Origin of the sequence: Algoriphagus aquimarinus, assembly GCF_007997215.1 — a bacterium.
Taxonomy (GTDB): Bacteria; Bacteroidota; Bacteroidia; order Cytophagales; family Cyclobacteriaceae; genus Algoriphagus; species Algoriphagus aquimarinus_A.
Genome location: NZ_VORW01000003.1, coordinates 34,362 through 59,959, shown reverse-complemented (window position 1 = coordinate 59,959; position 25,598 = coordinate 34,362). Strand labels below are relative to the sequence as shown.

The window sequence follows — 25,598 nt, the reverse complement described above, 5'->3', positions numbered from 1 at the left end:
ATGGAGCCACTTATCAAATCATTAGATCAGCTGTATTGCGATAGCTTGACGAGTTATTCAAGGAGAAAAACCATTCCGGTGAAAATCGGTGATGTCATCGTAGGCGGAGATAATCCTATTGTGGTCCAATCTATGACTACAGTGGATACAATGGACACAGAAGGCTCCATTGAGCAGAGTATTCGCATGATCGAAGCAGGTTGCGAATTGGTGAGAATCACCGCTCCAAGCATTAAGGAAGCAGAAAATTTAAGACATATCAAGGATGGGCTTCGCAAAAGAGGTTACAATACACCTTTGGTTGCTGATATTCACTTTACTCCCAATGCGGCTGAAGTAGCTGCAAGGATCGTGGAAAAAGTGCGAGTGAATCCAGGGAATTATGCGGACAAGAAGAAATTTGAAGTAATAGAATATACAGATATCACCTATCAGGATGAGCTGGATCGTATTCGTGAGCGGTTTTTGCCTTTGGTGAAAATATGCAAGGAGCATGGAACCGCGATGAGAATTGGAACCAATCACGGTTCTCTTTCTGATCGGATTATGAGTAGATATGGAGATACTCCACTAGGAATGGTGGAGTCTGCATTGGAGTTTTTGAGAATATGTGAGGACGAGAAATACTACGATATCGTAATCTCGATGAAGTCTTCCAACACGCAGGTGATGGTGCAGGCTTATCGTTTGCTAGTTCAAAAATTAGACGAAGGTGGTTTCAAGCCTTATCCTTTACACCTTGGAGTGACGGAAGCCGGTGAAGCTGAAGATGGCAGGATCAAGTCGGCAGTCGGGATAGGAACTTTGCTTGAAGATGGATTGGGAGATACAGTTCGTGTTTCATTGACCGAAGACCCAGAGTTTGAGGCACCAGTCGCCAAAGCATTGATTGATCGCTATGCTCACCGTGCTGGACATGCGGACATTAAGCCGATTCAAAGCTATCCTGTCAATCCTTACGAACATTTCAAGCGTCACAGCGAAGAGATTTACAACTTCGGAGGACATAATGTTCCTCGTGTGATTACCGATATTTCTAAGGTCGAGAAGATCACAGAAAAGGAAATGAAGTCAGTGGGTCATTTCTATTTGCCAGAACTGGACAAGTGGAAAATGAACGATCAGGGGTGTGATTTTGTGTATTCAGGATCCAATCCTATTCCTTTTATGCTTCCAAATGGTATGAAGGAAATTCAAGATGCAGCGATTTGGACTGTCGGATCTGACCAGCAAAACAAGTTTCCTCTATTCGATTTGGTAAGTTTTTCTACTACTGAGAAATTCCATGCAGAAGTAAATTTTCTGGAAATAGTTGACACCCAGATAGCTGAAGCGATAGTGCTTACTTCTAATAGAAAGGATACTGTTCTGATCTTAAAAACTGAAAACAAACATGCAATGCCCGCTTTGCGAAGAGCATTTGTGAGTTTGCTGGAAGCTAAGTCTGAGATCCCAGTAATAGCCAAAGTAAGCTATCCTGATCAGTCTCAGGATGAAACCACGCTGTATGCCGCTACAGACGTTGGGGGTTTATTGATTGATGGATTGGGCGATGGAATCTTTATATCCTTAGAGAAGGAAAAAGAGCATTCTCGTGAAGAAATTCTAGGTCAAATCAAGTTGCATAATTCTGTTGGTTTCGGTGTACTTCAAGCAGCAAGAACTCGAATGTCCAAGACAGAGTACATTTCCTGTCCTTCTTGTGGTAGAACATTATTTGATCTGCAGGAAACTACCGCGATGATCCGCAAGCGAACTGATCATTTGAAAGGTGTGAAGATCGGAATTATGGGTTGTATCGTGAATGGGCCTGGTGAGATGGCCGATGCCGATTATGGCTATGTAGGTTCTGGAAAAGGAAAAATCACACTTTATAAGGGAAAGGAAGTGATGAAGCGTTCGGTTCCTTCAGAGAAAGCCGTTGATAAATTGATAGAAATCATCAAGGAAGACGGCATGTGGAACGAGCCGGAAATAATCTAACCTTTGAGGTTTCTACAAACCTCGAAGGATTAAGTAATCTTTGTTAACCTGCTTCTCCAGAAGCAGGTTCTCGAAAGTTCAGTAAACCATTATCCAATCTTGTCTGTTTACCCAATAAAGCTAAGCCATGTCTGAAAATAAAAAAGTTAAAGGTTTCTTCCAGTTGGGTGAATTTGGAAATTATTTTACTAGAGTTTTCCAAAAACCTGATCCAAGCCAGAAGTCTAATTACAACCTTCGCATGATGCATGGAATCAATAAGATCTCCATTGTTGTATTTCTATTGGCTATTATTTTTTGGATAGTGAAAAGGTTTATTTAGAGTTTTTTATACCGCAAAGTCCGCGAAGTTTTACGCGGAGAGCGCAATATTATTGATTAAAGCTCCGGATTTGGATCTAAAGAATTCACCCTTAAGTCTGTAGATTTTTTCTAGCTAATAATCATTCTTATGCCTTTTTCCCTTATCAATTGAAAAGTGAGTTGCGCCCTCTGCGAAAAACTCTGTGCTCACCGCGGTTAAAAATCAAAAAAGGGGTTCGAATCATCTTCGAACCCCTTCTCTATAGTTTAATAGCTATTTATCTTCTATCCAAAGCACTGCCGCCACTTTGCTGTGGGCCTAGGAATTGCTCCATTCTTAGCTTTAGTTCCTGAGCTTTTTCTTGATAACCTCTTTCTTCCAAAAGTGGAATGAAATACTTGATCATCTCCACAGAGATCATCATTTCTCTATCGTATTCTCTGTTTTCGCTGGTATAGAATTCGATCATATCAAGAGACTTTTTAGATACTTTATCGATAATATCTAATGCCTTTTCATCTTCTCCTACTTCAAAGAAAAGAGGGACTGATTGACCACTAGATAGATCGTAAGGAATCGCTTCATTTGGCATGACTTCCAATCCGTAATTAAGTAACGTAGCAGCTTTTTCCATATCCCCTTTTTCTAGCAATGCAATGACAATGCTATTCAAAGCACTTCGGTGATTGGAAGCAAATCTTCTATACTCCTCATCCAAATACGCATCAGGATTGTTCATACCACGGAAGGCAAACTTGGTCATGTAGTTTTCATAGGCCAAATCAGCATTTACTAGCTCTTCACGAATGTAATCAGGCTTTTGAACGGGAAGTAATCGATAAGTCAAGCCTTCCATCACTACGTGATCTTGAATGTTGAGACCGATGGTAGCTAGGGAAGTATTATTGAAGTAAATCGGCCTCTCCCAATTATTGGAAGTAATCAAATCAATCAGCATCAAAGTACCTTTTGTGACATAATTTCCAGTGACCTGAAGATTCATTTGCGGAGCGAAAAGAGGAGCAAATTCCGTAGGAATAATATCCTTATTGGCTACTGCAGCACTATCAACTTCTAGAATCAGATTTCTCGATGGAACCATGTTGGCAACAGACTTTCCGCCTGTTTCCATTTTCAGAAGATCAGATCCTGAGTTCAGAAGCTTCAAATATTCCCTTACCGAGATAGCATTCATGCCTTCTCTTTCCATTACATAAAGCACATCATTTGTGCCTTTTTGGTAACGGTTAGCATCCAGACTGAATGGTAAAGCTTCAGATTCATTGACTGGTCTTGTCATTTGATCCACATACCAATCCGTGTCGAAATAGCTCAATACAATCACACGGACGTCGGTACGGAAACCTTCTACTTCCTGAACATACCAAAGTGGGAAGGTATCATTATCACCACCGGTAAATAGGATGGCGTTTGGAGCACAAGATGCCAAGAAGTTTCTGGCAGAGTCTACGGAGAAGTATCTTCCTTTTCTATTGTGATCATTCCAGTTTTGAGCTCCCATCAGGCCAGCCACAGGAAGCGTGAGTAGCGTTGCAATAATTCCAGCTGTTGCTAGATTCTTCGTCGCTCGACCTATCATATGAGCTATCGCCATTACGCCAATTCCTACCCATATCGCAAATGCATAGAAACTACCCACATAGATGTAATCACGCTCTCTCGGCTCGACCGGAGGGGAATTCAGGTAAAGGACAAGCACTACTCCCATCATTAGGAATAGCATCAAATTAACATAGAAAGATTTAGGGTCTTTCATAGCTTGAAAGAATAAGCCTATGATTCCGAGCAAGAGAGGCAGCATGAGGTAATTATTGTGCCCTTTGTTCTCTGTGATGTAGTCAGGATAATCTTTGAATGCATCTGTAATTCCAATCCATGGTGCATCACTGAAGTCAGATTCACGGCCGGAGAAATTCCACATAAAGTAGCGCCAATACATTTTGCCTAATTGGTGCGAGAACATAAAGTAAAGATTGTCTCCAAAGGTAGGATCCTGTCCTTCTCTCAAGCCTAGTTTTTGACGGTAAAGCCTTTTGTGACTTTCCTGCGTAGAGTAAATCCTTGGAAGAATAGTTGTCTTCGTAGGATCATAGGTGTTTACTAAAGAATAGTCTACGATCTCATACTTGTCCTTGCCTTTCATATAAACAGGAGCGCCTTCTTCTTGGGATACTAATTGTGCAGTGAAATACTGCCCATGAAGTAAAGGTCTGTAACCATATTGCTCACGCTTCAGATACGATACATAGCTGACGATATCTTTCGGCGCATTTTCATTGATGATAGGGTCTTGGTTGGCACGCACTACTATCAGTGCATAACTCGCATAGCCGATCAGAATAAATATGAATGATAAAAGAGCTGTGTTCAGAATAGCATTTCCCTTTTTGCGGGAATATTTATAAGCATAAAATACCGCTGCAAAAAACAACAACATAAATACAACTATACCTGATCCAAAAGGTAGACCTATGCTATTCACAAAGAAAATCTCCATAGAACCAGCCAAGCTTGGAAGACCAGGGATAATCAGATTATTGATAATTATCAGCGCTACTCCACCTAGGAACATAGCGAAAAAGCCTCCTTTTAAAGTTGGGTTTTCGTACTTTTTGAAATAGTAGATCAATGCCAAAGCTGGCAAAGTTACCAAGTTCAGTAAGTGTACTCCGATCGAAAGTCCGACCAAATAGGCGATGAAAATCATCCACTTGTTCTCTTCACGAGGGTCTTTGATCACATCCCACTTCAAGAATGCCCAAATCACGATTGCAGTGAAGAAGGAAGACATGGCATAAACTTCTGACTCAACAGCAGAAAACCAGAAACTGTCTGAAAAGGTGTAAACCAAAGCTCCAACGATTCCTGCGCCCATTAATGTGATAATTTCTCCCTTGCTTTCCTGGCCTTCTACTACTTTGAAAAGCTTTTTTCCGAAAAGAGTGATAGACCAAAAAAGGAATAAAATTGAGAAACTTGAGAATAGCGCACTACCGATATTCATCCAATAGGCCACCTGCAAAGGATCTCCGAATGCGAAGAAACTGAACATGCGATACACTAAAAGAAAAAATGGAGCTCCTGGAGGGTGAGGTACTTGTAACTTGTATGCTACAGCTATAAATTCTCCTGGATCCCAGAAACTAGCAGTTTGTTCGACCGTAAGAACGTAAACCAAGGTAGCTACCGCAAAAACGACCCAACCGGTCAGATTATTGATTTGCTTGTAATTGAGCATTTAGTAAGTGGAATTTGACAGGCGAAAATAAAAAAAATAAATACCAATTAGGGTGATTTTAGGTATTTTAAAACTCTTGCTGTTATACCTGTCCATTCCTATGTGATAATAATTACTAACCTGAACTGATTTAGCTTTTACTTTTGTTGTGACGAAAACACAGAAACTATGAGTGCAAAAGCTAAAACATTCCAAGAACTAATAGATGGAGATCAAGCGGTATTGGTGGATTTCTTTGCCACTTGGTGCGGTCCATGTAAAATGATGCAACCCATTTTGGAGGATACTGCCAAACAAATGGGAGATAAAGTTCGGATATTGAAAGTAGATGTGGACAAAAATCAGTTGGCCGCAAGTAAGTTTCAAGTTCGTGGAGTACCTACATTGATACTGTTCCAAAAAGGTAAAATCCTCTGGAGAGAGTCTGGAGTCGTTCCAGCTCATCAGTTGGTCAAAACAATAAAATCTAATATTATAGAGTAAGGATGAGCCTTCTGTGACAAAAGTCATTCAGGGCCAAAACTCAAACCCCTACTTTTGTGGACAGGTTAATAGCAAATAAGACAAGATTGATATGAAAATCGAACAGATATATACAGGATGTTTAGCCCAAGGAGCTTATTATATTGAGTCAGATGGAGAAGCTGCGGTAATCGATCCTTTGAGAGAAGTACAGCCTTACATTGAGAAAGCCAATCGGAGAAATGCTAAAATAAAGTATGTATTTGAAACTCACTTTCATGCAGACTTTGTGTCTGGGCATATTGATTTGGCTAAGAAAGCAGGCGCTCAGATAGTCTATGGCCCAACGGATATGAAGTTAGGGTTTGATGCCCACATCGCTCAAGACGGAGAGGAGTTTCAGATCGGCAAGGCCAAAATCAAGTTGATTCACACTCCAGGTCACACCATGGAGAGTTCTTGCTACTTACTTTTCAATGAGGAAGGAAAAGCGGAAGCGATCTTCACAGGCGATACCTTGTTTATAGGTGACGTAGGAAGACCTGATTTGGCGCAGAAAGTCATCGCAGATTTGACGCAGGATATACTTGCAGGACATCTTTATGATTCGCTTCACAATAAAATCATGCCGCTTGAGGACGATTTGATTGTCTATCCTGCTCACGGCGCAGGATCTGCATGTGGTAAAAACATGAGTAAGGAGACTTCAGATTCTCTGGGCAACCAAAAGAAAACGAACTATGCTCTTCAAGAGATGACTAAGGAAGAGTTTACTAAGCAATTGATTACTGGCTTAACTCCTCCGCCAGCTTATTTCCCTCAAAATGTCATGATGAATATCGAAGGATATGATAGCATTGATGATGTGTTGGAAAGAGGAGTGAAGCCATTGATGCCGAAAGAATTTGAAGCGGTAGCAAATGATACAGGTGCTTTGATATTGGATACTAGAGACCCTCAGGTTTTCAACAAAGGCTTTGTTCCCAACTCAATTAACATAGGAATTGATGGGAGTTTTGCAGTATGGGTAGGAGCTATGATTCCAGACTTGAAGCAGCAAATTTTGGTCGTAACAGATGAAGGAAGAGAAGAGGAAGTGGTGACTAGATTAGCTAGAGTAGGTTACGATCATGCTATTGGCTACTTGAATGGTGGATTTGAAGCTTGGAAAAAGTCAGGCGAAGAAATAGATCAAATCACTTCAATATCTGCTTCAGAACTTGCAGACATCAAGAAAGAAAATGAAAACATTAATATTCTGGATGTGAGGAAAACTTCAGAATTCCAATCGGAACATGTACTTGATGCAGAAAATGCACCCCTTGATTACATCAACGAAAGCATGCTGAAGATAGACAAGGATAAAACCTACTACGTGCATTGTGCAGGTGGTTACCGATCTATGATTTTCAATTCCATCCTTAGAGCCAGAGGTTATGATAACCTTATTGATGTCAAAGGTGGGTTCAAAGAGCTTAAGGAATCTGGAGAATTTGAAATTTCAGAATTTGTCTGCCCAACAACGTTACTGTAAGTGGCAAGTAGCTAGTATTAAGATTAAAGAGTCAAAATTATAAAACCGTGGTCTGTGTCCTCACAGGCCACTTAATTTAACTTTCAAGCTGATTAACAGCTTGAAATTATATCACCCAATTAATATTCAAATGAATCAATTTATTGACTGGCTTAGCCAGCCTTGGCCTTGGTACGTGGCAGGGCCAATGATAGGCCTTACAGTTCCCGCCTTACTGATCTTGGGAAATAAAAGCTTTGGAATCTCATCTTCCCTGAGACATGTATGTGCGATGTGTATACCCGCTAAAATTCCTTTTTTCCAATATAATTGGAGAAAGGAAATGTGGAATTTGGTATTTGTGCTTGGCGTTATGACTGGAGGCTTTATAGCTACCTCTTTTATCTCTAATCCAAATGAAATTTTGATTGCCGCACAAACTCAAACTGATTTAGCGGCTTTAGGAATTACTGATTTCTCAGGCCTGATGCCTTCGGATATTTTCTCATGGGAAAACATATTCACTGCAAAAGGATTGCTATTCTTTGTTTTGGGAGGATTCCTAGTCGGCTTTGGAACGCGCTACGCTGGAGGATGTACCTCTGGACATGCTATAATGGGGATCAGTGCTCTGCAATGGCCATCACTAGTAGCAACCATTTTCTTTATGGCAGGTGGCTTTCTGATGACGCAGGTCTTTTTAGGCCCTTTAATGAAATTGGCAGGATTTTAATCGATTATAGAAATGTTAGTAGCAGATAAAAATATGAAGGAAGCAGTTTGTGATGCGCCCAATTCTCAGGAGTCTGGGGAGAAAGGTTTGGCATTGTTAAAATACCTGGTAATAGGTGTTTTGTTCGGGATAGTGTTTGTGAAGGCTGAGATTATTTCTTGGTTTAGAATTCAGGAAATGTTTCGAATGGACTCTTTTCACATGTATGGAGTAATAGGTTCGGCGATTGTCACCGGTATCATTTCCATTCAATTGATCAAGCGATTGAAAATCAAATCAATTGCAGGAGAGGAAATCAATATTCCTAAAAAAGAATTCCGTAAGGGACAGATCATCGGAGGATTTGTCTTTGGCTTAGGTTGGGCAATAACTGGAGCCTGTCCGGGGCCGCTATTTGCGCAGATCGGATCTGGGTTTACAATAGTGATCGTAACATTACTTTCTGCTATTGCAGGAACCTGGGTGTATGGTAAATTTTCCGATAAACTACCGAATTGATAGACTAAAAGTTAAAAATTCAATTTTGAAAGCCACTTTCCTGTAAGAAAGTGGCTTTTTTTAGTCAAAAACTTTTTTGATGATAAAGCGCACAATAAATATGGCGGCAACGATTACGGCTCCTGCTATGACCAATTCCATGGGATTTTTGATAAAGTGAGTAAGACTAAGGTAACTGGTTTATCAAGGTAATGTTCTGAAAGAGGCAGGTTTTTGGACTACTATTGCCTACTTTTGTGAGCCTCCTAAACCACCTATTTACATGAACACACTTTCTAAAAGACGAGTTGCCCTAGGGGCATTTTTCTTTTTCGTCGGTCTTTGCTTCGCCTCATGGGCGGCAAGGATTCCGGATATACAGTCCAAATTCGATCTCTCAGAAGGTCAGTTGGGTACCTTATTACTGTTTTTGCCACTTGGTTCTGTCATAGGCTTGCCGATCGCAGGCTGGGCAGTTCATCGGTTTGGAAGCCGTTCAGTAGTTATGTTTGGCAGTTTTGCCTACGCGATGACCTTGCCATTAATTGGATTAGCACCTACTACTTGGTTTTTGATACCTGTGCTCATTCTGTATGGAATGCTTGGGAATGTGATGAATATATCGCTCAATACTCAAGCTTTGGGATTGGAAGATGAGATGGGGAAAAGTATCCTGGCTTCATTCCATGGCTTATGGAGTTTAGCGGGTTTTACAGGTGCTGGATTGGGGGCATTGATGATTTATATTGGCTTTTCACCGGCACAGCATTATGCTGTGGTGATGGTTATTTCGGTTCTCATTATCCTTTCTGCCCAACGCTATATTATCAAGGACAAGAAAGTGTCAGAAGGTGGAGGCGGATTGGTGATAAAAAAACCAGATGCGCTTTTGCTAAGGATTAGTCTGATTGCTTTTCTAGGCATGATGGCCGAAGGCTGTATGTTTGATTGGTCAGGTGTTTATTTTAAAAAAGTTGTCCAGTCAGATCCTTCCTTAATTGCTTTGGGTTACGTTGCCTTTATGGGAGCGATGGCTTCGGGTAGATTCATTACGGATAAAGTAGCGGCTCGATATACCAAGGTGGAGGTGATTCAAGTCAGTGGGGTGTTGATTTTTCTAGGTTTGAGTTTAGCTGTGCTATTCCCGACTCTCGTTACCTCTACGTTAGGTTTCTTATTGGTAGGACTTGGGGTAGCCTCGATTATTCCACTTTCCTATAGCATTGCTGGACGATCTAAATTGTATACGCCAAGCGTTGCACTGGCCTTGGTTTCTACTATTTCATTCTTTGGCTTTTTGCTAGGGCCCCCTATGATTGGATTTATTGCAGAATTATTTAATTTAAAATTCTCTTTTGCGCTTATAGCAGTAGCGGGATTGGGAATTACCGTTCTGTCAAGCATAAGAAAAGCTGTTTTTCTTATTCCAATTAAGCCTTCACCAAACCGCGCTAAATGAGTTCTAAGGTTTCCTTTCAGTTTGAAAAAGATTTTGAAGTCCGCTCCTATCAGGTCGATCCAGATGGGAAGTTGAGTTTGACAGCATTGTCTAATTTATTTCAGGAAATAGCTTGGCGTCATGCTGATTCAGCTGATTTTGGAAGGAATCTACAAGAGCAATATCTGTCATGGATTCTGGCTCGGATTGACATTATCTGTGAGAATTTGCCTTCTTGGGGAGATTCTATCAAGGTCTATACCGCTGGTAGAGGAGTAGACAAGCTGTTTGCTTTTCGGGAGTTTTTAGTCACAAATCCTACCGGTGAAATTCTTGCCCGGGCGATGAGTTCTTGGGTGTTGATGAATTTGCAGAGCAAAAGAATACTAAGACCTGAAAATGCTCTTCCTCCTGAGCTTTTTGATCCTGAGGAAAAACCAGCCTGGCAGCCTGAGAAGATTCGGCTTAAAGGGGAGTTGCTGAAAAGCGAAAAACTGAAAGTGAGGTATTCGGATCTAGATCTGAATAATCATGTTAATAATACCAGCTATGTACGTTGGGTGGAAAATATTCTTCGTGAAAACGGCTGTCATACGCTTCCGTTTTTGATTAATTACCTAGCGGAATGTGTTATGGGTGATGAATTGAATATTCATCTATACAGACACGAAGGACATTATATAGTTCAGGGTATAGTAGACGGAAAGCAGGTTTTTTTGGCAGAAGCCAAATGATACCTTACTCTTCTATCATATTTTTTAAACAGTCAACGTGATCTTCGTCACATGCTACGAGGAAGATTTAGATCATTTTTGTAGCTTGATCAGGTAATTATGAATCAGACTTCTAAATCTTTATTTCGACTTTTCCCACTTATCATGGGACTTCTAGTCTCGGCGCTTCTTCTTGTAGGTTTAATTGCAGGGCTTTTGTATTTTGATTATGTAGGTCTTGAGCCGCCAAAAATGCAATTAGCTGCTGTGCCAGCAACTCTAGATTCACCTAAATCAAAAGCTTTGATGGATCCAGTAGGCATGTGGCAAGCTCCAGATTGGACTTCAGTAGATGCCGAAGCTAATGCTGACGAGATAAAATATGGTCGTGAACTTATAGCCAACACGTCTGAATACCTTGGGCCCCAGGGTAAGGTGCGTAAAATATCGAATGGATTAAATTGTCAGAACTGCCATCTACAGGCAGGGACAGCTCCTTTAGGGAATAATTATTCCACAGCCAAGAGTACCTACCCAAAGGTGCGAGGTAGATCAGGAAATTCAGAAGATATACAATTGAGAATCAATGGCTGCTTCCAGCGAAGCTTGAATGGGGAGGTATTGGCTAACGATAGCAAGGAAATGATAGCCATAGTGGCTTATATGAATTGGCTTGGAAAAGACGTGGCTAAAGGTGAAGAACCGAAAGGTTCCGGGATTTACGAAGTGCCTTTGCTGGATAGAGCTGCAGACCCTGTCAAAGGAAAAACTATTTATGAAAGGCAATGTGTGACTTGCCATATGATCGATGGGCAAGGAGTAATGAAGGCCGATGGTTCAGGTTATACTTATCCGCCACTTTGGGGGGAGCATAGCTATAACCAAGGCGCTGGATTATTTCGTATGTCTAGATTTGCTGGATACGTAAAAGTAAATATGCCCTTTGGCGCAACGTATGAAAACCCAATCCTTTCGGATGAGGAAGCTTGGGATGTAGCCGCATATGTCAATAGTTTGGATAGGCCGAAGAGAGATTTCCCGAGTGACTGGCCTGATATTTCTAAAAAGCCTATGGACCATCCTTTCGGTCCTTATTCAGATGAATTCTCTGAGCAGCAACATAAATTTGGTCCGTTTCAAGTGATCAAAGAAGCTGCAAGAAAATGATGAAATATGTATTGGGACTGTTCGTTTTTATCCCATTTCTAACTTTCGCGCAGCAGCCTGAGAAAAAGCTTGAAGTATCTCCGGATGTTCATTTTAGAATGTTTTGGATGAGTACCAGCTATTCAGGTGATTTCAAGGATGACTATGCTTTGGGTACAAGCTTAAATCTTGGCGCGAAAATAACCTATGCTGAGAATCTACAGTTTCGTGTGGGATATCGTGTTTTTGGGAATATATGGAGCTCAGATTTGACAGCTCTTGATCCTGTTAGCCATAATGGAAATCGCTATGAGGTTGGGTTGTTTGACTTGTTAAACCAAGAAGATCGCTTTTTCGGGAAGTTGGAAAATCTATCCTTAACCTATTCCAAAACTAACTGGGGGATATCTGCTGGTCGTATGGCAATCAATACCGATTGGATTAATGGGCAGGACGGTAGACTTTCTCCTACAGGAATAGAAGGTGCGAATGTATGGTTTTCGACAAAAGATAAATGGAAAATTTCTGCTTGGGGAATCGGAGCGATGAGTGTGCGTGGGACAAGTGAATGGCTTTCTGTTGGTGAGAGTATTGGCGTATTTCCTGTTGGTCGCGATCTAAATGGCGAAGGGTCTCAATATGCTGGGAATACTGAAAGTGACTGGATAGGGATAGCTGAAGTGGAAAAAGTCTGGAATGGGTTAAGTATACATTTCTCCAATACTTTGGTTCAGAATATTTCCACTACGCTTTGGGCAAAAGCTGAGAAAAAGTGGCGGAATGAACAATCAGGAATTACTTGGCTTTGGGGAGTGCAAGCGGGATTCCAATCTGGCCTAGGCGATGGAGGAAATGAGGTTCAGACTTTTCAATATAAAAACCCTGAAGATAGAAACTGGGTTGTTTCTTCACGATTTGGATTCAAAAAGGCAGCATGGAATCTTCACCTGAATTACACCAAAACTGGAGGAGAAGGAATTTGGCTAAGTCCAAGAGAGTGGGGGAAGGGGGCTTGGTATACCTTTATCCCTAGAGAAAGAAATGAAGGGTTTAGCTTATTGGACGCAGTGACGGCTTTTGCAGAATACACCATTCCAAACACCGATCTGAAGGCTTTTGCACATGTAGGCTTCCATTGGCTCCCACCCTTGAATGCTCCTTCGGAGAATAAATACAACATGCCGTCTTACCGACAAATCAATTTGGGGATGAAGTATTCGCCCAAGGCAATTTCAAAACTTGATTTTCAATTGTTGGTCATGAACAAAGAAGCAATTGGAAATCAGAATTTAAAACCTGGTCAGGAATATAATAAGGTCGGGATGTTCCATGTTAATGGAATTGTGAATTGGAGTTTGAACTAGATAAAAAAAAATCGTCTATTTATTTCCTGAGATGTGACTTACCTGCAAGTGCTTTAAAATGAGAAATTAAGCGATTTTAGTAATTAAAGGAAAATTATTTTCTTCATTTAGCACGATTAAAATGGATTGCATTTATAATGAATTAGGATATACGGAATCTTCTAGTCACCTTTGTACCCATAAAGGCGCTGTCCACGGATATCCTTTTTACTTGAAATAAAGTATGCGTTGATTATCAACCTGCTTAAGTAGCAAATTCAAGAGTTTCCCCTCGCAAAGGTTTTAATTCTTCATCTTTCTACTTTTTTAATTCACAAGATTCGGTCAAGTCCATTCTTGGAATTAAAACCTGCAGAGAAAATCCCACGGGAAACATTAGTATTTATAGTTTAATTTCAGTGCCATTAAGACAGTAAGGTTCTCAGAATCAGAATTATCTGAATTCTCCCAAACATTAAGAAAACGAGTTTATGGACATTTTACGTCCACAAACAAATCGAAGTACGGAAACACAGGAATGGTTATTAAATCCATTATTCTGGTGTCCATGTATGTCGTGCCCATTTCTTTAGTGATTACGGGCGTGGCAACCACCACATTCCAGTTATTTGCTTGTTATTTAGTCTCAGCTTTTGGAATGGCTGGCGTGGGCATGGGAGTTATGCATGATGCGATTCATGGATCCTATTCAAAACATAAGAAAGTAAACACCTGGATAGGTTATACCCTTGATATGGTGGGAGCGAGCTCCATGGTTTGGCACCTTCAACACAATGTGCTTCATCATAGCTATACTAATATTGACGAACATGACGACGATATTAACGCACCTTTCTTTTTGAGATTCTCTCCGAATGCTGAGAAAAACGGTTTGCATAAATATCAACATCTATATGCGTGGTTCTTCTATTCACTTTCTACCATTTCATGGGTGACGGCGAAAGACTTCATCAGATTCACGAGATATTATAACAAAGGCCTTGTAAAAGGCGGTGAGAAAGCATACAGAAAGGGGATCATTAAATTGATTTTTCTAAAGCTTGCATATTTCTCTGTGGTGCTAGGATTGCCCCTTATTTTCTCTCAATTCTCTGCGGGAATGATTATTCTAGCCTTTATAATGATGCACTTTGTGACAGGTTTTATCATTACGATGGTATTCCAGATAGCGCATATCGTAGAAGTGGTTGATTTCCCTAAAGCTGACGCCAATGGTGTCGTGGAAGGAGAGAGAATACTTCATCAATTAGCGACTACTTGCAATTTTGCTCCTAAATCAAAAGTCTTATTTTGGTTTGTAGGAGGGTTAAATTACCAAGTAGAGCATCATTTGTTTCCTGATATTTGCCATGTGCATTATAAGGATATAGCACCTATTGTAAAGGCAACAGCGGAAGAATTCAATGTGCCTTATTATTCAAAACCACATTTTTTAATGGCTGTGTTGGACCATTTCAAAATGCTCTATGTATTGGGGAACGAACCCAAAATGGAGCCAATCAAAGCCTAATTATCTTATGAGTACTAATAGAAATACAACTACTAGACCTCCAGCCAATCAAAGACGAAATACTCGTCCTACGGCAAGGCCAGGTCAGAATAAAAAGAAAGAATCGAAGTTAGATCCAAATTTATTGATCAAAAAGGCAGAGCCTAGTGGTCAAGAAGGATTTCGCTCAGAGACACCTTTCTCAAGCGTTAATCTGAATGCTTCTTTGTTGAGAAACATTGAAGCTAAGGGTTATGAAAGCATGACCAATATCCAAGAGCAGGCTATTCCTTCCTTGATGGATAGAAGAGATTTGCTTGGAATATCAAATACAGGTTCAGGTAAGACTGGTGCTTTTTTGATTCCTATTATAGAGCATGCTAAGCTAGACCCGCAGAATTTTACTGCTTTGATCGTCACTCCGACTCGTGAGTTGGCTTTACAAATCGAAGAAGAATTTAAAAGTCTAAGCAAAGGAATGAACTTGTATTCTAATACTTTCATTGGTGGGACGAATATCAATTCTGACTTTAAGGCATTAAGCAGAAAACTGCATGTGATTGTAGGAACTCCAGGTAGATTATTGGATCTTTCTAATCGCAAACTGCTGCATCTCAACCGAGTAAATACTCTTGTGTTGGATGAATTTGATCGAATGTTGGATATGGGTTTTGTACATGATGTAAAAAAACTCGTAAATTTGATGACAAAGAGAAGTCAGACGATGCTTTTCTCTGCGACATTGGAGCCAGGTCAAAAGGCGCTCATTGATGGATTACTTAGTAATCCTGTTGAGATTAAAGTAAATACTGGTGGTACAACCAGTGAGAACGTAGATCAAGAAGTTATTCATGTGCCGGAAGGCAAGAATAAATTTGATATACTTGCCGATTTATTTAGAGGGAATGATTTAGAGAAGGTGATTATTTTCACTGAAACCAAAAGACTCGCGGATAAGTTAAGCAAGCAATTAAATCAGTCCGGAATCAAATCTGGGTTGATACATGGAAATAAGTCCCAAAACTTCCGGAATAGAACGATTGATGAGTTCAAAACTGGAGTGACTCGAGTGCTGGTCGCTACTGATGTAGCAGCCAGAGGTATAGACGTAGCTGATGTGACCCATGTGATCAATTACCAGCTTCCCATGTCTATGGATAGTTATATCCACAGAATAGGCCGGACAGGTCGAGCCGGAAAAACCGGTACGGCCATAACATTTGCCAACTAAAATCGCCGAAATGTCAAAAAACCAGAACACATTCATTAAAAAGCAAAAAGCAGAACTTAAAAAGAGAAAGAAAAGAGAAAAGCAAGAAAAGATGGCAGCTCGTAAGGATCAGCCAAAAAGCGGAGATCTGGATAATATGATTGCGTACGTGGATGAGTTTGGTAACATCTCAGACACTCCGCCAGAACCAGAACCACCGAAAAAAGAAAACGCTCCTAGGCCTCAAAGTTTGCCTAGACCGCAGAATACACAACAAAAATTTAATAGAAACACCAAATTTAAAAACGAGTAATCATGAATGAAGGAACAGTAAAATTCTTTAACACAACCAAAGGTTTTGGTTTTATTACACCAGCAGACAACAGTGAAGATGTATTTGTACACCACTCAGGTCTAGTACACGAAATCCGTGAAAACGATCACGTTACTTATGACGTAGTTCAAGGTAAAAAAGGCGTTAACGCTGTGAACGTGAAAGTAGCTAAGTAATTCCTATCGGGCTTTGCCCAATTAAGAAATACAAAGTTCAATGCCTGCAGATCTATGATTTGCAGGCATTTTCATGTTTTAGCGGTTTTGGCTACTCTTCTTTCCAGAGTACTTCATTGGTCAATTCCTTACCTGCGTCCAGCTCGTCTAGGTTTTTTAAAGTAGTCTCTGCTATTTGAGCCAAAGCCTCATTAGTCAGAAAGGCTTGATGCCCGGTGACTAGTACATTTGGAAATGCCATCAGTCTGGAAATTTGCTCATCCTGAAGTATTTCTTCAGATCTGTTCTGGAAAAATAGATCTTCTTCTTGCTCGTATACATCAATCCCGAGATTTCCCACTTTCTTACTTTTCAGAGCCTTTATTACCGCTTTTGTTTCTATTAATGCACCTCTACTGGTATTGATGATGACTACGCCATCTTTCATTAGCGTCAATGTCTTTTGATTGATCAGATGAAAGGTGTCAGGAGTGAGTGGACAGTGGAGAGAAATAATATCACTTTCGGCCAAAAGCTCATCCATAGGAATGTATTGGACACCGAGAATTTTAAGCTCCTCATTTTCGTAGAGATCGTAAGCAACAACTTTGCACCCCATTCCAATCATTATTTTACAAAATGCCTTGCCTATAGCTCCTGTACCTATTATTCCTGCTTTTTTACCGTGTATATTAAACCCGGTAAGTCCTTCCAAGGAATAATTGTTTTCACGAACTCGGTTATATGCTTTATGGGTTTTGCGACTCAATGTCATCAATAGTGCTAAGGCATGCTCTGCAACCGCTTCAGGGCTATATGCAGGAACTCTACAAATTTTGAAACCCAGTTCCTTAGCTTTTTTCAAATCAACTTGATTATAACCAGCGCATCTTAACAGGATGTTTTTCACCCCCATTTCAGATAGTTTAGTGAGGGTTTTTATATCTAAATGATCGTTTACGAATGAACAGATTGCGTCAAAACCTTTTGCAAGCGCTATGGTGTTGATATCAAGTTTTGGTTCGAAATAGGTGAACTCGTGTTTTGTGTTTTCTAGCCGATTATTAAAACTCTCTTTATCGTAGGATTTGGTACTGAAAAAGGCGACCCTCATGATTAGTTGGATTGAAGTTGATAGATGGAAAAGCGAGTAAACTCTTCCTCAATCTCTGTATTCTCGCGTTCTTGAACTAGTATTTTGTTGCCTGGTAGTGGTAAAATTAAGCTTCCAGTTATCCCTGGAAGTTCCTTCGAGATTTGCTTTTCCCCTTCGAAAATTATTATCCTCTGTTCTGTCTCGTCAAGTGGTCCCACGTATGGATTCTCTTCTGAATTTCTACCATCATATTCAGCTTGTGATATTCCAGTGAAATACTGTAGTAGGTAGGTATTGTCCCCGAAATTAAGAAGTTTCTGGTTTCTTGCCGAAAGCCTACTTAGCTGTAATACATTAGGGTCGGGAAATTGAGTGCCGATTGGCACAGGTGAATAAGTTTTGAATTCGGAATGTGCAATCTGTATTGATCTCTTTAAGGATAGATCCGATAATGAATAAATTAAGATTTCATTATCCAAATTCTGAACAAGCACTAATTCATTATTTTCATGGTCGATGAAAAATGATTTTCCCATTAATTCCGAATAGATACTTTCTGTTGAATTATAGATTGAATTTGACTCGTAAGGGACTACCGTTTTTACCGCACCTGTTTGCAAATTCAGTTGATAGAAGTTCTGAAGCGTGTCTTTTCCTTCTATATTATGAATAAGATAAGTGGCGGTGAGGTAGTTGCTTGGTCCCACCAAGAGAAAAGTGGTATCATTTTTTTGGTAGTAAGGTGGTCTACCTAGCGGCGTGTTAGCACGAATAGGTAGGGGCGACATAATTCTGTGCGATTGTTTTATTTCGTAATTCTTGTTGTAACTGATTACCTGAAAAGGTAATTCTACAATCCTTTGCCCATTTGGCCCAAAGCCCAAACCAATTGGGTTCCACGTTCCATAAAGATCAGGCCCATCACCTTTTCTATGGGCTCTATTTAGGATTTTGCCATCTTCTGATATTTCTAAAATATCATCTTCATTTATGGAGTATCCTAAGTAGATCTTTTCCTCTGCGCTGTAGTCAAGAATACTTATGCGTGTAAAATTGTCTATTTGAAATGAGTCAATTTTGACTAATTCATAAACTCCTTCGGCTTGAGTCGCGGAATCACTATTCTTTGTGGAGCAGCTAGCGGAAATGCCGAGAAAAATCAAGAACAATATACTGGTTGAATAAAAAGAGTTTTTCATTTATTTTTATTTCGTAGATCTACTAAAATTTCGTTAAATATAGTTTTATTATTTATAAATGCCTATGGATTCAGAGTTATTCGAAGTGAGGGCTTACAATCCTCTATAGATTTAGAATAATTTGTTGAATCTCCTTAGATTGTCCAAAAATCAATAACCTATGAAAAAACTATTCTATTTTCTTCCTTTGGTAATAGCACTTTCCTGTGCTGGAAAAGAAGAAAAACAAATCGAAAAAGAAATTACTGAAGAAATTCACGAAGACACAATGGCGGCAAAACCTGATTCAGTACTAAGACATAATGTTTTTTTTAGCTTTAAAGAGACTGCTACTCCAGATGATATTCAGTCCGTAGTGGATGCTTTTAGAAATCTTCAGAACGAAATTGATGGCATTGAAGCATTTGAATATGGAGTGAATTCAAGTCCTGAAGGATTGAATCAAGGTTTGACGCACGCATTTACGCTGACATTTTATTCCAATGAAGCAAGAGACGCATATTTGCCTCATCCAGCTCATAAGGCTTTTGGCGCAATATTAGGTCCTCATTTGGATAAAGTAACCGTAATAGATTACTGGTCTAGACCCTAATTATTGATCAAAGGGCAAAGCTGACCCGTCAGTTTTGCCCGTATTATCCACCGTTAGGACTTCTATGACTACAAAGTTGCTGGTGCCTCTCCATGGAAGTATTCCGTTATATTCTTTGTAGCGAAGCTCGACAAACTTGCCAGACGCTCTTTCTAGTCGCTGTGCCACGTCGGCGTCTACTACACTGAACCGAAACTCATTACTCTGCAATCCGCCCGCTGTAGGGCTTTGAAATCCTTCCTGAACTACTCTTCCTTCGTAGGTTTTGAACATTACTCCTTTTTTCACGAAGTAATTTAGACTTCCTGCCTTCACACCTTCACCAAACACGAAGTAGAATTTATACCAAAATATCCCAGCCAAAACTCCGATTATAACAATACCGGAAATCCACGCGAATTTTTTCATATCAAGAGTAAGTTTGGCTTAAAGATATAAATCGGGATGATTTTTAATTGAAAAAGCTGTCAAAATAAAAATATAATCTCTTCAAATAAACAAAAAAAAGGCTACCCGAAAGTAGCCTTTTTACTCAAAAATCAATCAACCAACCAAACATACTCACCGTATCCTTTGGCTTCCATTTCTTCTTTTGGGATAAATTTCATCGCCGCAGAGTTCATGCAATACCTTAAGCTTGTTGGTTCTGGTCCATCATAGAATACATGGCCGATGTGACTTTTTCCAAACTTACTTCTTACTTCTACTCTTAGCATTCCAAGATCATCATCTGTTGGTTTTTCCAACGCCCTTGCATCAATAGGCTTTGTGAAGCTTGGCCATCCTGATCCGGATTCATATTTATCTTTAGAACTGAAAAGAGGAGCGCCAGATACGATATCCACATAAATTCCTTTTTCGTGATTGCCATTGTATTCATTCTGGAATGACATTTCTGTAGCATCCTCTTGGGTTACTTCATACTGTAGGTCAGTCAAGGTCTTCTTCAATTCAGACTTTGGCGGAGCATTATATTCTTTCTCGCTCAGCTCAGGCCAGTGAGCTTTGATGAATTTATCACGACCTGATCCACTTCTGTAAGAATAGTAGTCCTGCGGGCTCTTCTTGTAATAATCCTGATGATACTCTTCAGCAGGGTAAAAGTTTGTGTATTTGATCAAGGGAGTAGCAACTGGCTTTTCGAATTTCCCAGACTTGTCAAGTAGTTTCTTAGATTCTTCTGCGACTTTCTTCTGCTCAGCATCATGATAGAAAATGGCTGATTCATACTGAGAACCCCTGTCGTAAAAGGAACCTCCTACATCAGTTGGATCATATGTTTGCCAGAAAATATCTACTAATTCGGAGTAACTGATCACCTCTGGATCGAAAGTGATTTGAACTGATTCCCTGTGGGAAGTATTTCCGCTGGAAACCTCGCCATAGGTAGGGTTTTTCTCTTTGCCTCCGGCATAGCCTGAAATAGCAGTGATCACTCCATCTATTCCTTCAAAAGGAGCTTCTACACACCAGAAACAACCGCCTGCAAAAGTGGCTACTTCTGTTTTGCCTTTATAGTCTGCAAGTTTTGCTGCATCTGCGGCATCTTCTTGGTTTTGAACCGATGTGTTACCGCAGGCAAACATCAGTGCTACGATGAGAGATAACATTGGCGTCATGAGTTTATTTGAGCTAAACATTTTTTTTGGTTCTTTTTTTGTTTTGGATGATATAGGAATCATTTAACACGAAACTCAATTTAAGTAATTCTGTTTTGAGACTTTACTTATTTTAAGATTCTAATATGTTGAAATACGAGATGAATCCGAACTCGGTTTGTCTTGCAGCTTGCATTTCCTACGATTGTCGCATTGATTTCTATTAAATCTGAAACATATGAGAAAATTTGTCCAAGTAATTTTCACAATTGGAATTGTATTTCTTTTTGCAATAGAAGGAAATGCACAGCGCAAAGGTTCAGGGCTTGGGGTCAAAGCTGGGATGAATTACAATACTTCAGGAAAGTATTTCAAGGATGCCGGTTCAATATGGGATGATCCAGGAGCATCGACAGGGTACCAGGTTGGAGCTTTTTACAAACTGGCATCCTATGATATTTTTCTCCGACCAGAGATGCTTTATACACATTCCAAGTTTGAATCTGGATTGGGCCAAGTCAAATATAATCGATTGGATGCGCCTGTTATGGTGGGGTTTCACCTATTTAAAGTATTTAGTATTGTCGGAGGACCATCGTTTCACTATTCACTTAATGAAGAGTATCCTGAGGTTTTAGAAATTGAATCAGCTCAAAAAATTGATTTTGGCTATCAATTTGGCTTAGGTCTAAATGTAGGCCCCGTCGGCTTAGATTTAAGATACGAGCGAGTGTTTAATGATCAAAAGCTCACCTTAGATCGTGTCCTAAAACGTGAAGATAGCTTCAAATCAGAGCAAGTCATTTTAGCGCTTTCATTTCAGTTTTAGAAAAGTTTTTCTACTTCAAAAAAGGAGTAAATATCTCCTTCCAAAGCTCATAGCCTTTCTCATTCATGTGGAGATCGTCTTCTATGAAAATATCTGCTCTAGGCTTTCCGGTATCATCCAACATAATATCCCAGACATTCACAATATTTACTTTATCATGAGTAGTAGCGTATTGGCGTATCAGGTCATTTAGGGCTAAGTAAGAAACTTTCTTCTCCCAGCGAGATGGACTTGGCTTCGCTGCGATCAGGTTCACGATCGCGTTTGGATATTTCGCGTGGATTTTTGTAGTGAGTTCATCTAAGTTCTTCATGATTTCAGATATTTCCTGCCCATCATTGATGTCATTATCACCTTCGTAGATGAATACTTTTGATGGCTCAAATCGAAAAACAGTTTTATCCAAATGCATCAGTAGCTGATCTGCAGTAGATCCACCGAAAGCCGAATTAATCAGGGCTACATCAGGAAATTGCTCCTGCAGATTCTTCCACATTCTCACGCTTGAACTTCCCGTAAAAACAGCACTGCCTTTTTCCCAGCCTGCAGCATCGATTTCTTTTGCTCTCTTATTTACTTCCTGTTGAAAAGGGACTTCTTGACCAAATGCGAATTGCAGATTAACTATCAAAAGGAAAAGTAGGGCGGAGGAGATGTATGTTTTCATATCTTGAATTTAAGGAGGGGACATTTGAAAAGCCAGATTCCTTTTCTGAACCAATTAATTTTCTCTAAAAATTTCTGAGCAGATTCGATCAGTAAAAGTTCAAATACGTACAGTTCGGACATTTTAAGAGCTATGTACGCAACTAGGCAATAAGCTACTTTCATCACATCTTTCCCTTGAAATTTGAGCAAGGGGACTGTTTTTATTAAAATTCGTCCCAGTTGGATGTTGGGAAGATGGAAATAATCAGTTTTGGAAAGGTTTTAGCGTTATCTATTCAGATCAACCCTTTTTCCTTTCATGAAAAATTTCACTCGTTTTTTCTGGTTTTGCAGTGGCGCTAACTTCTCTTTACTCAAGCGATCACCCACGGAATCAAATAAGTATATAGGCATCGGAGCAACGGTGTTTTTCACTGGTGTTTTAGCTGCCTTGGCCGCTGGATATGCGTTGTTCACTGTCTTTCAGTCTATTTGGCCAGCTATCTTTTTTGGATTGCTTTGGGGCTTGATGATCTTCAACCTAGATCGATTTATTGTTTCCAGTATGCGTAAGCGCGAAAAAGCTTGGGCAGAATGGAAATTAGCTATTCCTAGATTGGTGCTTGCAGTTTTGTTGGCTCTTGTAATTTCTAAGCCTTTGGAATTGAAAATGTTTGAGCGAGAAATTGATCGCAAAATTGATGAAAAGCGGACTGAATTTATCACAGAATCTAAGCTCAATTTGGCTAAGGGGTTTCCAGAGATTCAAGAGTTGGAGGCTAAAATTGATACGTTAAAATCTGAGGTTGCGACCAGCGAAGAGTTTCGAAACAAAGTACAGTTGGAGTATGATGCGGAGCGTTTTGGAGAGAAAACAGCAGGCACGAGTGGGGTAGTCGGTTTAGGAACAAATGCCAAGAAGAAAGAACAGCAGCTCGATGCGGCTCAAGTGACGTTGGATGAGTTGAGATTGAGAAACCAAGTTAGAATCGATACGCTTGAAGCTCAGATTCGTGAATTTATTGCCTTACGTCAACTGGAATTTGAAAAGCAACAACCAGGGATTGAAGGTTTCGATGGGTTGGCGGCAAGGATGGAAGTACTTGATGCTTTAACTAAAGAGAGCTCGGCGATGGCTATGGCCAATGTATTTATCATGCTGCTTTTTATCGCGATTGAAACTGCTCCAATTTTCGTGAAGTTGATATCTCCACGTGGGCCTTATGATGAGTATCTAGAACTACATGAAGACAAGGTTAGGCTTTTCAAAGGTGAAAAATGGACTTTTGCCAAAGGCGAATCAGAAGCTAGAGTTGGATACTTTCAAGACACTCATTTCTATGCTACGGATCTACAGAAGGAAAAAACCAATCGAAAAAACAAAGCTCAAACTGAATCGGAGATTTCAGAAATAGAAGAAAGGTTTAGGGGTTGATAGTTAGAGAGGTTAGTGTCTGAATCTTTAGAATCGGAATTCTATTCTTGCGATCCATTTTGTAACGGTGCGATAGCTTTGTGAATAAAAAAGAAAAGAGAAATATGCTGTACGTATAGAATTATTTATATTTACGTGTAGTTAAATATCTATATCATGGATACCAAAGTCACATTGTCATTTAACAAAGACGTAATCGATCGGGCAAAGTCCTTTGCTGAGGAAAATAACATCAGTCTTTCTAGGCTGACAGAATATCTTTATACTCAGATTACTTCAAAGGATTACAAATCACTCGAAGAACTTCCAATATCTGATTGGGTGGATTTTGTTGCTGAAGGAAGGGTCGAATACCGGAAATCGAAAAATAGAAAAGAGTTGAAAGATGAGTTTTTCTCTTCCAAGAAATGAGGATTTTTCTTGACGCGAATGTTTTGATTTCGGTTTTAAACAAGGAATATCCCTTATTTCCTATTTCATCTCGAGTACTGAGTTTGGCGGATCGAACTGGGGTGCAGCTATTCAGTTCTCCGATTTGTCTGGCGATAGCATTTTACTTTTCAGAAAAGAAAAGTGGTGCCGATATGGCAAAGTTGAAGATAGAAATGCTGTCCAAAAAGATTGCTATGACTACGGTAGATCAAATTATCACTGATCAAGCTTTGTCCAATAGTCAAGTTCAGGATTTTGAAGATGGCTTGGAGTATTATTCTGCTTTAGGAAGCGATTGTGAAGTGATCGTGACAGAAGATTCGGATGGTTTTTATTATTCTAAAATCCCTGTGCTGGGCTGTGAATATTTTCTCAGAAAATACATTTATTGAGTGCTTTCTGAAAGAATAGATTCGCTGTTTTTTCTTTAAAGTGTTTGTGCTTCTTTCACCACCTCATCCAGTTGCTCCATCGTGCGGCTAACGGATTTCCATTCTGCGAAGCCGACCATTTTTATTATAAATAGCAAGAATTTCCCGGGGTTGATAAGCTTGTTTGCCAGTTTGGAGATATTGACATCACGTTCTTCTATCGAAACAGCACGATCTGGACATGCATAGTATTCTCCGGCGTATTTCCATGCACCATCTCGGGCAAGCTGAATAGAGAAGTTGAGAAGCATTTCATCCCGGCCTTTGGCCAATGGTATTAGCCAGCCAAAAATCGGAGAGACTTTGCTGATATTGACTTTGACTCCATCTACTAATTCGGCTAGAACTGTATTGATTTTATTGAAATCATTCTGAATACCTGAAATAGGCTCAGTTCCCACGGTGTCTGCAGCTGAAATGCCAAGGTCTAGATTGATATGTGCGTTAATACCCAAAAACAAATGCTGAAGAACTAGATGCTTACTTACCTTACTTGCTTCAAATGCTATCAACCAGCTTTCTGTAGGTTTATTACCAATTACCCATGAATCATACGCATTAATGAATCTGCCTGCAAAAAGTATATCAAGCTTTTCCATCCTTGGATTGTCTTCAAATTCCCGGACAAGGATTCCATCTCGGATTCTTCGAGTAACCTGTCTGTAAAGAATGGCAAAATAGCCAATGCGTGATTGATTGCTTTTGCATTCAGCTACGATTTGATCCATTCGAACCAGTACGTCATCTATGGTTTTCAT

26 protein-coding genes are annotated in these 25,598 nt (G+C 39.9%); 19 read left to right on the top strand and 7 right to left on the bottom strand.

Translation table 11 applies throughout. The features are described from left to right. Positions 1-1,983, top strand: coding sequence for a (E)-4-hydroxy-3-methylbut-2-enyl-diphosphate synthase (gene ispG / locus ESV85_RS07495; RefSeq protein ID WP_146916252.1), 1,983 nt, complete (start codon positions 1-3; stop codon positions 1,981-1,983). 127 nt (positions 1,984-2,110) lie between these two features. Further along, entirely contained in the window at positions 2,111-2,305 is a 195-nt protein-coding gene (locus tag ESV85_RS07490) for a DUF6728 family protein (protein ID WP_146916250.1), read from the top strand. Positions 2,306-2,564: 259 nt separating this feature from the next. Here the strand turns inward: ESV85_RS07490 and ESV85_RS07485 are convergent, their stop codons facing one another. Beyond that, positions 2,565-5,546 (bottom strand): DUF2723 domain-containing protein, encoded by a 2,982-nt coding sequence (locus tag ESV85_RS07485; RefSeq protein ID WP_146916248.1) that lies wholly within the window; start codon positions 5,544-5,546, stop codon positions 2,565-2,567. Positions 5,547-5,714: 168 nt separating this feature from the next. Here ESV85_RS07485 and trxA point away from each other — a divergent pair, with 168 nt between their 5' ends. The 12 genes from trxA (at position 5,715) to ESV85_RS07425 (ending at position 16,601) form a co-directional block, all read left to right on the top strand. After that, entirely contained in the window at positions 5,715-6,029 is a 315-nt protein-coding gene (gene trxA / locus ESV85_RS07480; protein ID WP_092901422.1) for a thioredoxin, read from the top strand. A 91-nt stretch (positions 6,030-6,120) separates the two neighbouring features. Beyond that, positions 6,121-7,542 carry an MBL fold metallo-hydrolase gene (locus ESV85_RS07475; protein WP_146916246.1) on the top strand — a complete coding sequence of 474 codons (1,422 nt, stop codon included), beginning with the start codon at positions 6,121-6,123 and terminating at the stop codon, positions 7,540-7,542. 130 nt (positions 7,543-7,672) lie between these two features. After that, positions 7,673-8,254, top strand: coding sequence for a YeeE/YedE family protein (locus ESV85_RS07470; protein WP_146916244.1), 582 nt, complete (start codon positions 7,673-7,675; stop codon positions 8,252-8,254). Between the two features lie 12 nt (positions 8,255-8,266). Next, on the top strand, positions 8,267-8,752 hold the full coding sequence (locus ESV85_RS07465) for a DUF6691 family protein (protein WP_146916242.1): 486 nt from the start codon (positions 8,267-8,269) through the stop codon (positions 8,750-8,752). Between the two features lie 262 nt (positions 8,753-9,014). Then, a complete protein-coding gene (locus tag ESV85_RS07460; protein WP_146916240.1) occupies positions 9,015-10,190 on the top strand; it encodes an MFS transporter in 1,176 nt (391 codons plus the stop codon). Then, positions 10,187-10,903 carry an acyl-[acyl-carrier-protein] thioesterase gene (locus ESV85_RS07455; RefSeq protein ID WP_146916239.1) on the top strand — a complete coding sequence of 239 codons (717 nt, stop codon included), beginning with the start codon at positions 10,187-10,189 and terminating at the stop codon, positions 10,901-10,903. The genes ESV85_RS07460 and ESV85_RS07455 overlap by 4 nt, the downstream gene beginning before the upstream one ends. 99 nt (positions 10,904-11,002) lie before the next feature. Continuing rightward, entirely contained in the window at positions 11,003-12,049 is a 1,047-nt protein-coding gene (locus ESV85_RS07450) for a c-type cytochrome (protein ID WP_146916237.1), read from the top strand. Then, positions 12,046-13,392, top strand: a complete 1,347-nt coding sequence (locus ESV85_RS07445) for a hypothetical protein (protein ID WP_146916235.1) — start codon at positions 12,046-12,048, stop codon at positions 13,390-13,392. The genes ESV85_RS07450 and ESV85_RS07445 overlap by 4 nt, the downstream gene beginning before the upstream one ends. A gap of 517 nt (positions 13,393-13,909) precedes the next feature. Then, complete coding sequence (locus ESV85_RS07440) at positions 13,910-14,902, top strand: fatty acid desaturase family protein (RefSeq protein WP_146916233.1); 993 nt, start codon at positions 13,910-13,912, stop codon at positions 14,900-14,902. Between the two features lie 7 nt (positions 14,903-14,909). Further along, on the top strand, positions 14,910-16,112 hold the full coding sequence (locus ESV85_RS07435; RefSeq protein ID WP_146916231.1) for a DEAD/DEAH box helicase: 1,203 nt from the start codon (positions 14,910-14,912) through the stop codon (positions 16,110-16,112). 10 nt (positions 16,113-16,122) lie between these two features. Further along, positions 16,123-16,404 (top strand): cold-shock protein, encoded by a 282-nt coding sequence (locus ESV85_RS07430; protein ID WP_223275941.1) that lies wholly within the window; start codon positions 16,123-16,125, stop codon positions 16,402-16,404. Positions 16,405-16,406: 2 nt separating this feature from the next. Further along, positions 16,407-16,601: a cold-shock protein gene (locus ESV85_RS07425; protein WP_086501652.1), complete on the top strand. Its 195-nt coding sequence runs from the start codon at positions 16,407-16,409 to the stop codon at positions 16,599-16,601. A gap of 91 nt (positions 16,602-16,692) precedes the next feature. On the opposite strand, the gene ESV85_RS07420 is transcribed toward ESV85_RS07425, so the two are convergent. Then, a complete protein-coding gene (locus tag ESV85_RS07420) occupies positions 16,693-17,694 on the bottom strand; it encodes a 2-hydroxyacid dehydrogenase (RefSeq protein ID WP_146916229.1) in 1,002 nt (333 codons plus the stop codon). Positions 17,695-17,696: 2 nt separating this feature from the next. Next, entirely contained in the window at positions 17,697-18,875 is a 1,179-nt protein-coding gene (locus tag ESV85_RS07415; RefSeq protein ID WP_146916227.1) for a hypothetical protein, read from the bottom strand. A 160-nt stretch (positions 18,876-19,035) separates the two neighbouring features. Here ESV85_RS07415 and ESV85_RS07410 point away from each other — a divergent pair, with 160 nt between their 5' ends. Then, complete coding sequence (locus tag ESV85_RS07410) at positions 19,036-19,467, top strand: Dabb family protein (protein ID WP_146916226.1); 432 nt, start codon at positions 19,036-19,038, stop codon at positions 19,465-19,467. Here ESV85_RS07410 and ESV85_RS07405 read toward each other — a convergent pair whose 3' ends face one another. After that, the gene (locus ESV85_RS07405; protein WP_146916224.1) at positions 19,468-19,875 is read right to left on the bottom strand and encodes a hypothetical protein; all 408 of its coding nucleotides are present in this window, start codon (positions 19,873-19,875) and stop codon (positions 19,468-19,470) included. A gap of 131 nt (positions 19,876-20,006) precedes the next feature. After that, positions 20,007-21,107, bottom strand: coding sequence for a peptide-methionine (S)-S-oxide reductase MsrA (msrA, locus tag ESV85_RS07400; RefSeq protein WP_146916222.1), 1,101 nt, complete (start codon positions 21,105-21,107; stop codon positions 20,007-20,009). A 196-nt stretch (positions 21,108-21,303) separates the two neighbouring features. Between msrA and ESV85_RS07395 the strand changes: the two genes are divergently transcribed. Continuing rightward, complete coding sequence (locus ESV85_RS07395) at positions 21,304-21,894, top strand: outer membrane beta-barrel protein (RefSeq protein ID WP_146916220.1); 591 nt, start codon at positions 21,304-21,306, stop codon at positions 21,892-21,894. Between the two features lie 10 nt (positions 21,895-21,904). Here ESV85_RS07395 and ESV85_RS07390 read toward each other — a convergent pair whose 3' ends face one another. Then, the gene (locus tag ESV85_RS07390) at positions 21,905-22,561 is read right to left on the bottom strand and encodes a GDSL-type esterase/lipase family protein (protein ID WP_146916219.1); all 657 of its coding nucleotides are present in this window, start codon (positions 22,559-22,561) and stop codon (positions 21,905-21,907) included. 300 nt (positions 22,562-22,861) lie between these two features. On the opposite strand from ESV85_RS07390, the gene ESV85_RS07385 reads away from it, so the two are divergent. The 3 genes from ESV85_RS07385 (at position 22,862) to ESV85_RS07375 (ending at position 24,801) form a co-directional block, all read left to right on the top strand. Further along, positions 22,862-23,977, top strand: a complete 1,116-nt coding sequence (locus ESV85_RS07385; protein ID WP_146916217.1) for a DUF4407 domain-containing protein — start codon at positions 22,862-22,864, stop codon at positions 23,975-23,977. A gap of 156 nt (positions 23,978-24,133) precedes the next feature. Further along, entirely contained in the window at positions 24,134-24,388 is a 255-nt protein-coding gene (locus ESV85_RS07380) for a DUF6364 family protein (RefSeq protein ID WP_146916215.1), read from the top strand. Further along, entirely contained in the window at positions 24,385-24,801 is a 417-nt protein-coding gene (locus ESV85_RS07375; protein ID WP_146916213.1) for a PIN domain-containing protein, read from the top strand. Before ESV85_RS07380 ends, ESV85_RS07375 begins: the two co-directional genes overlap by 4 nt. A 35-nt stretch (positions 24,802-24,836) precedes the next feature. On the opposite strand, the gene ESV85_RS07370 is transcribed toward ESV85_RS07375, so the two are convergent. Beyond that, positions 24,837-25,598, bottom strand: a complete 762-nt coding sequence (locus ESV85_RS07370) for a DUF5995 family protein (protein WP_146916212.1) — start codon at positions 25,596-25,598, stop codon at positions 24,837-24,839.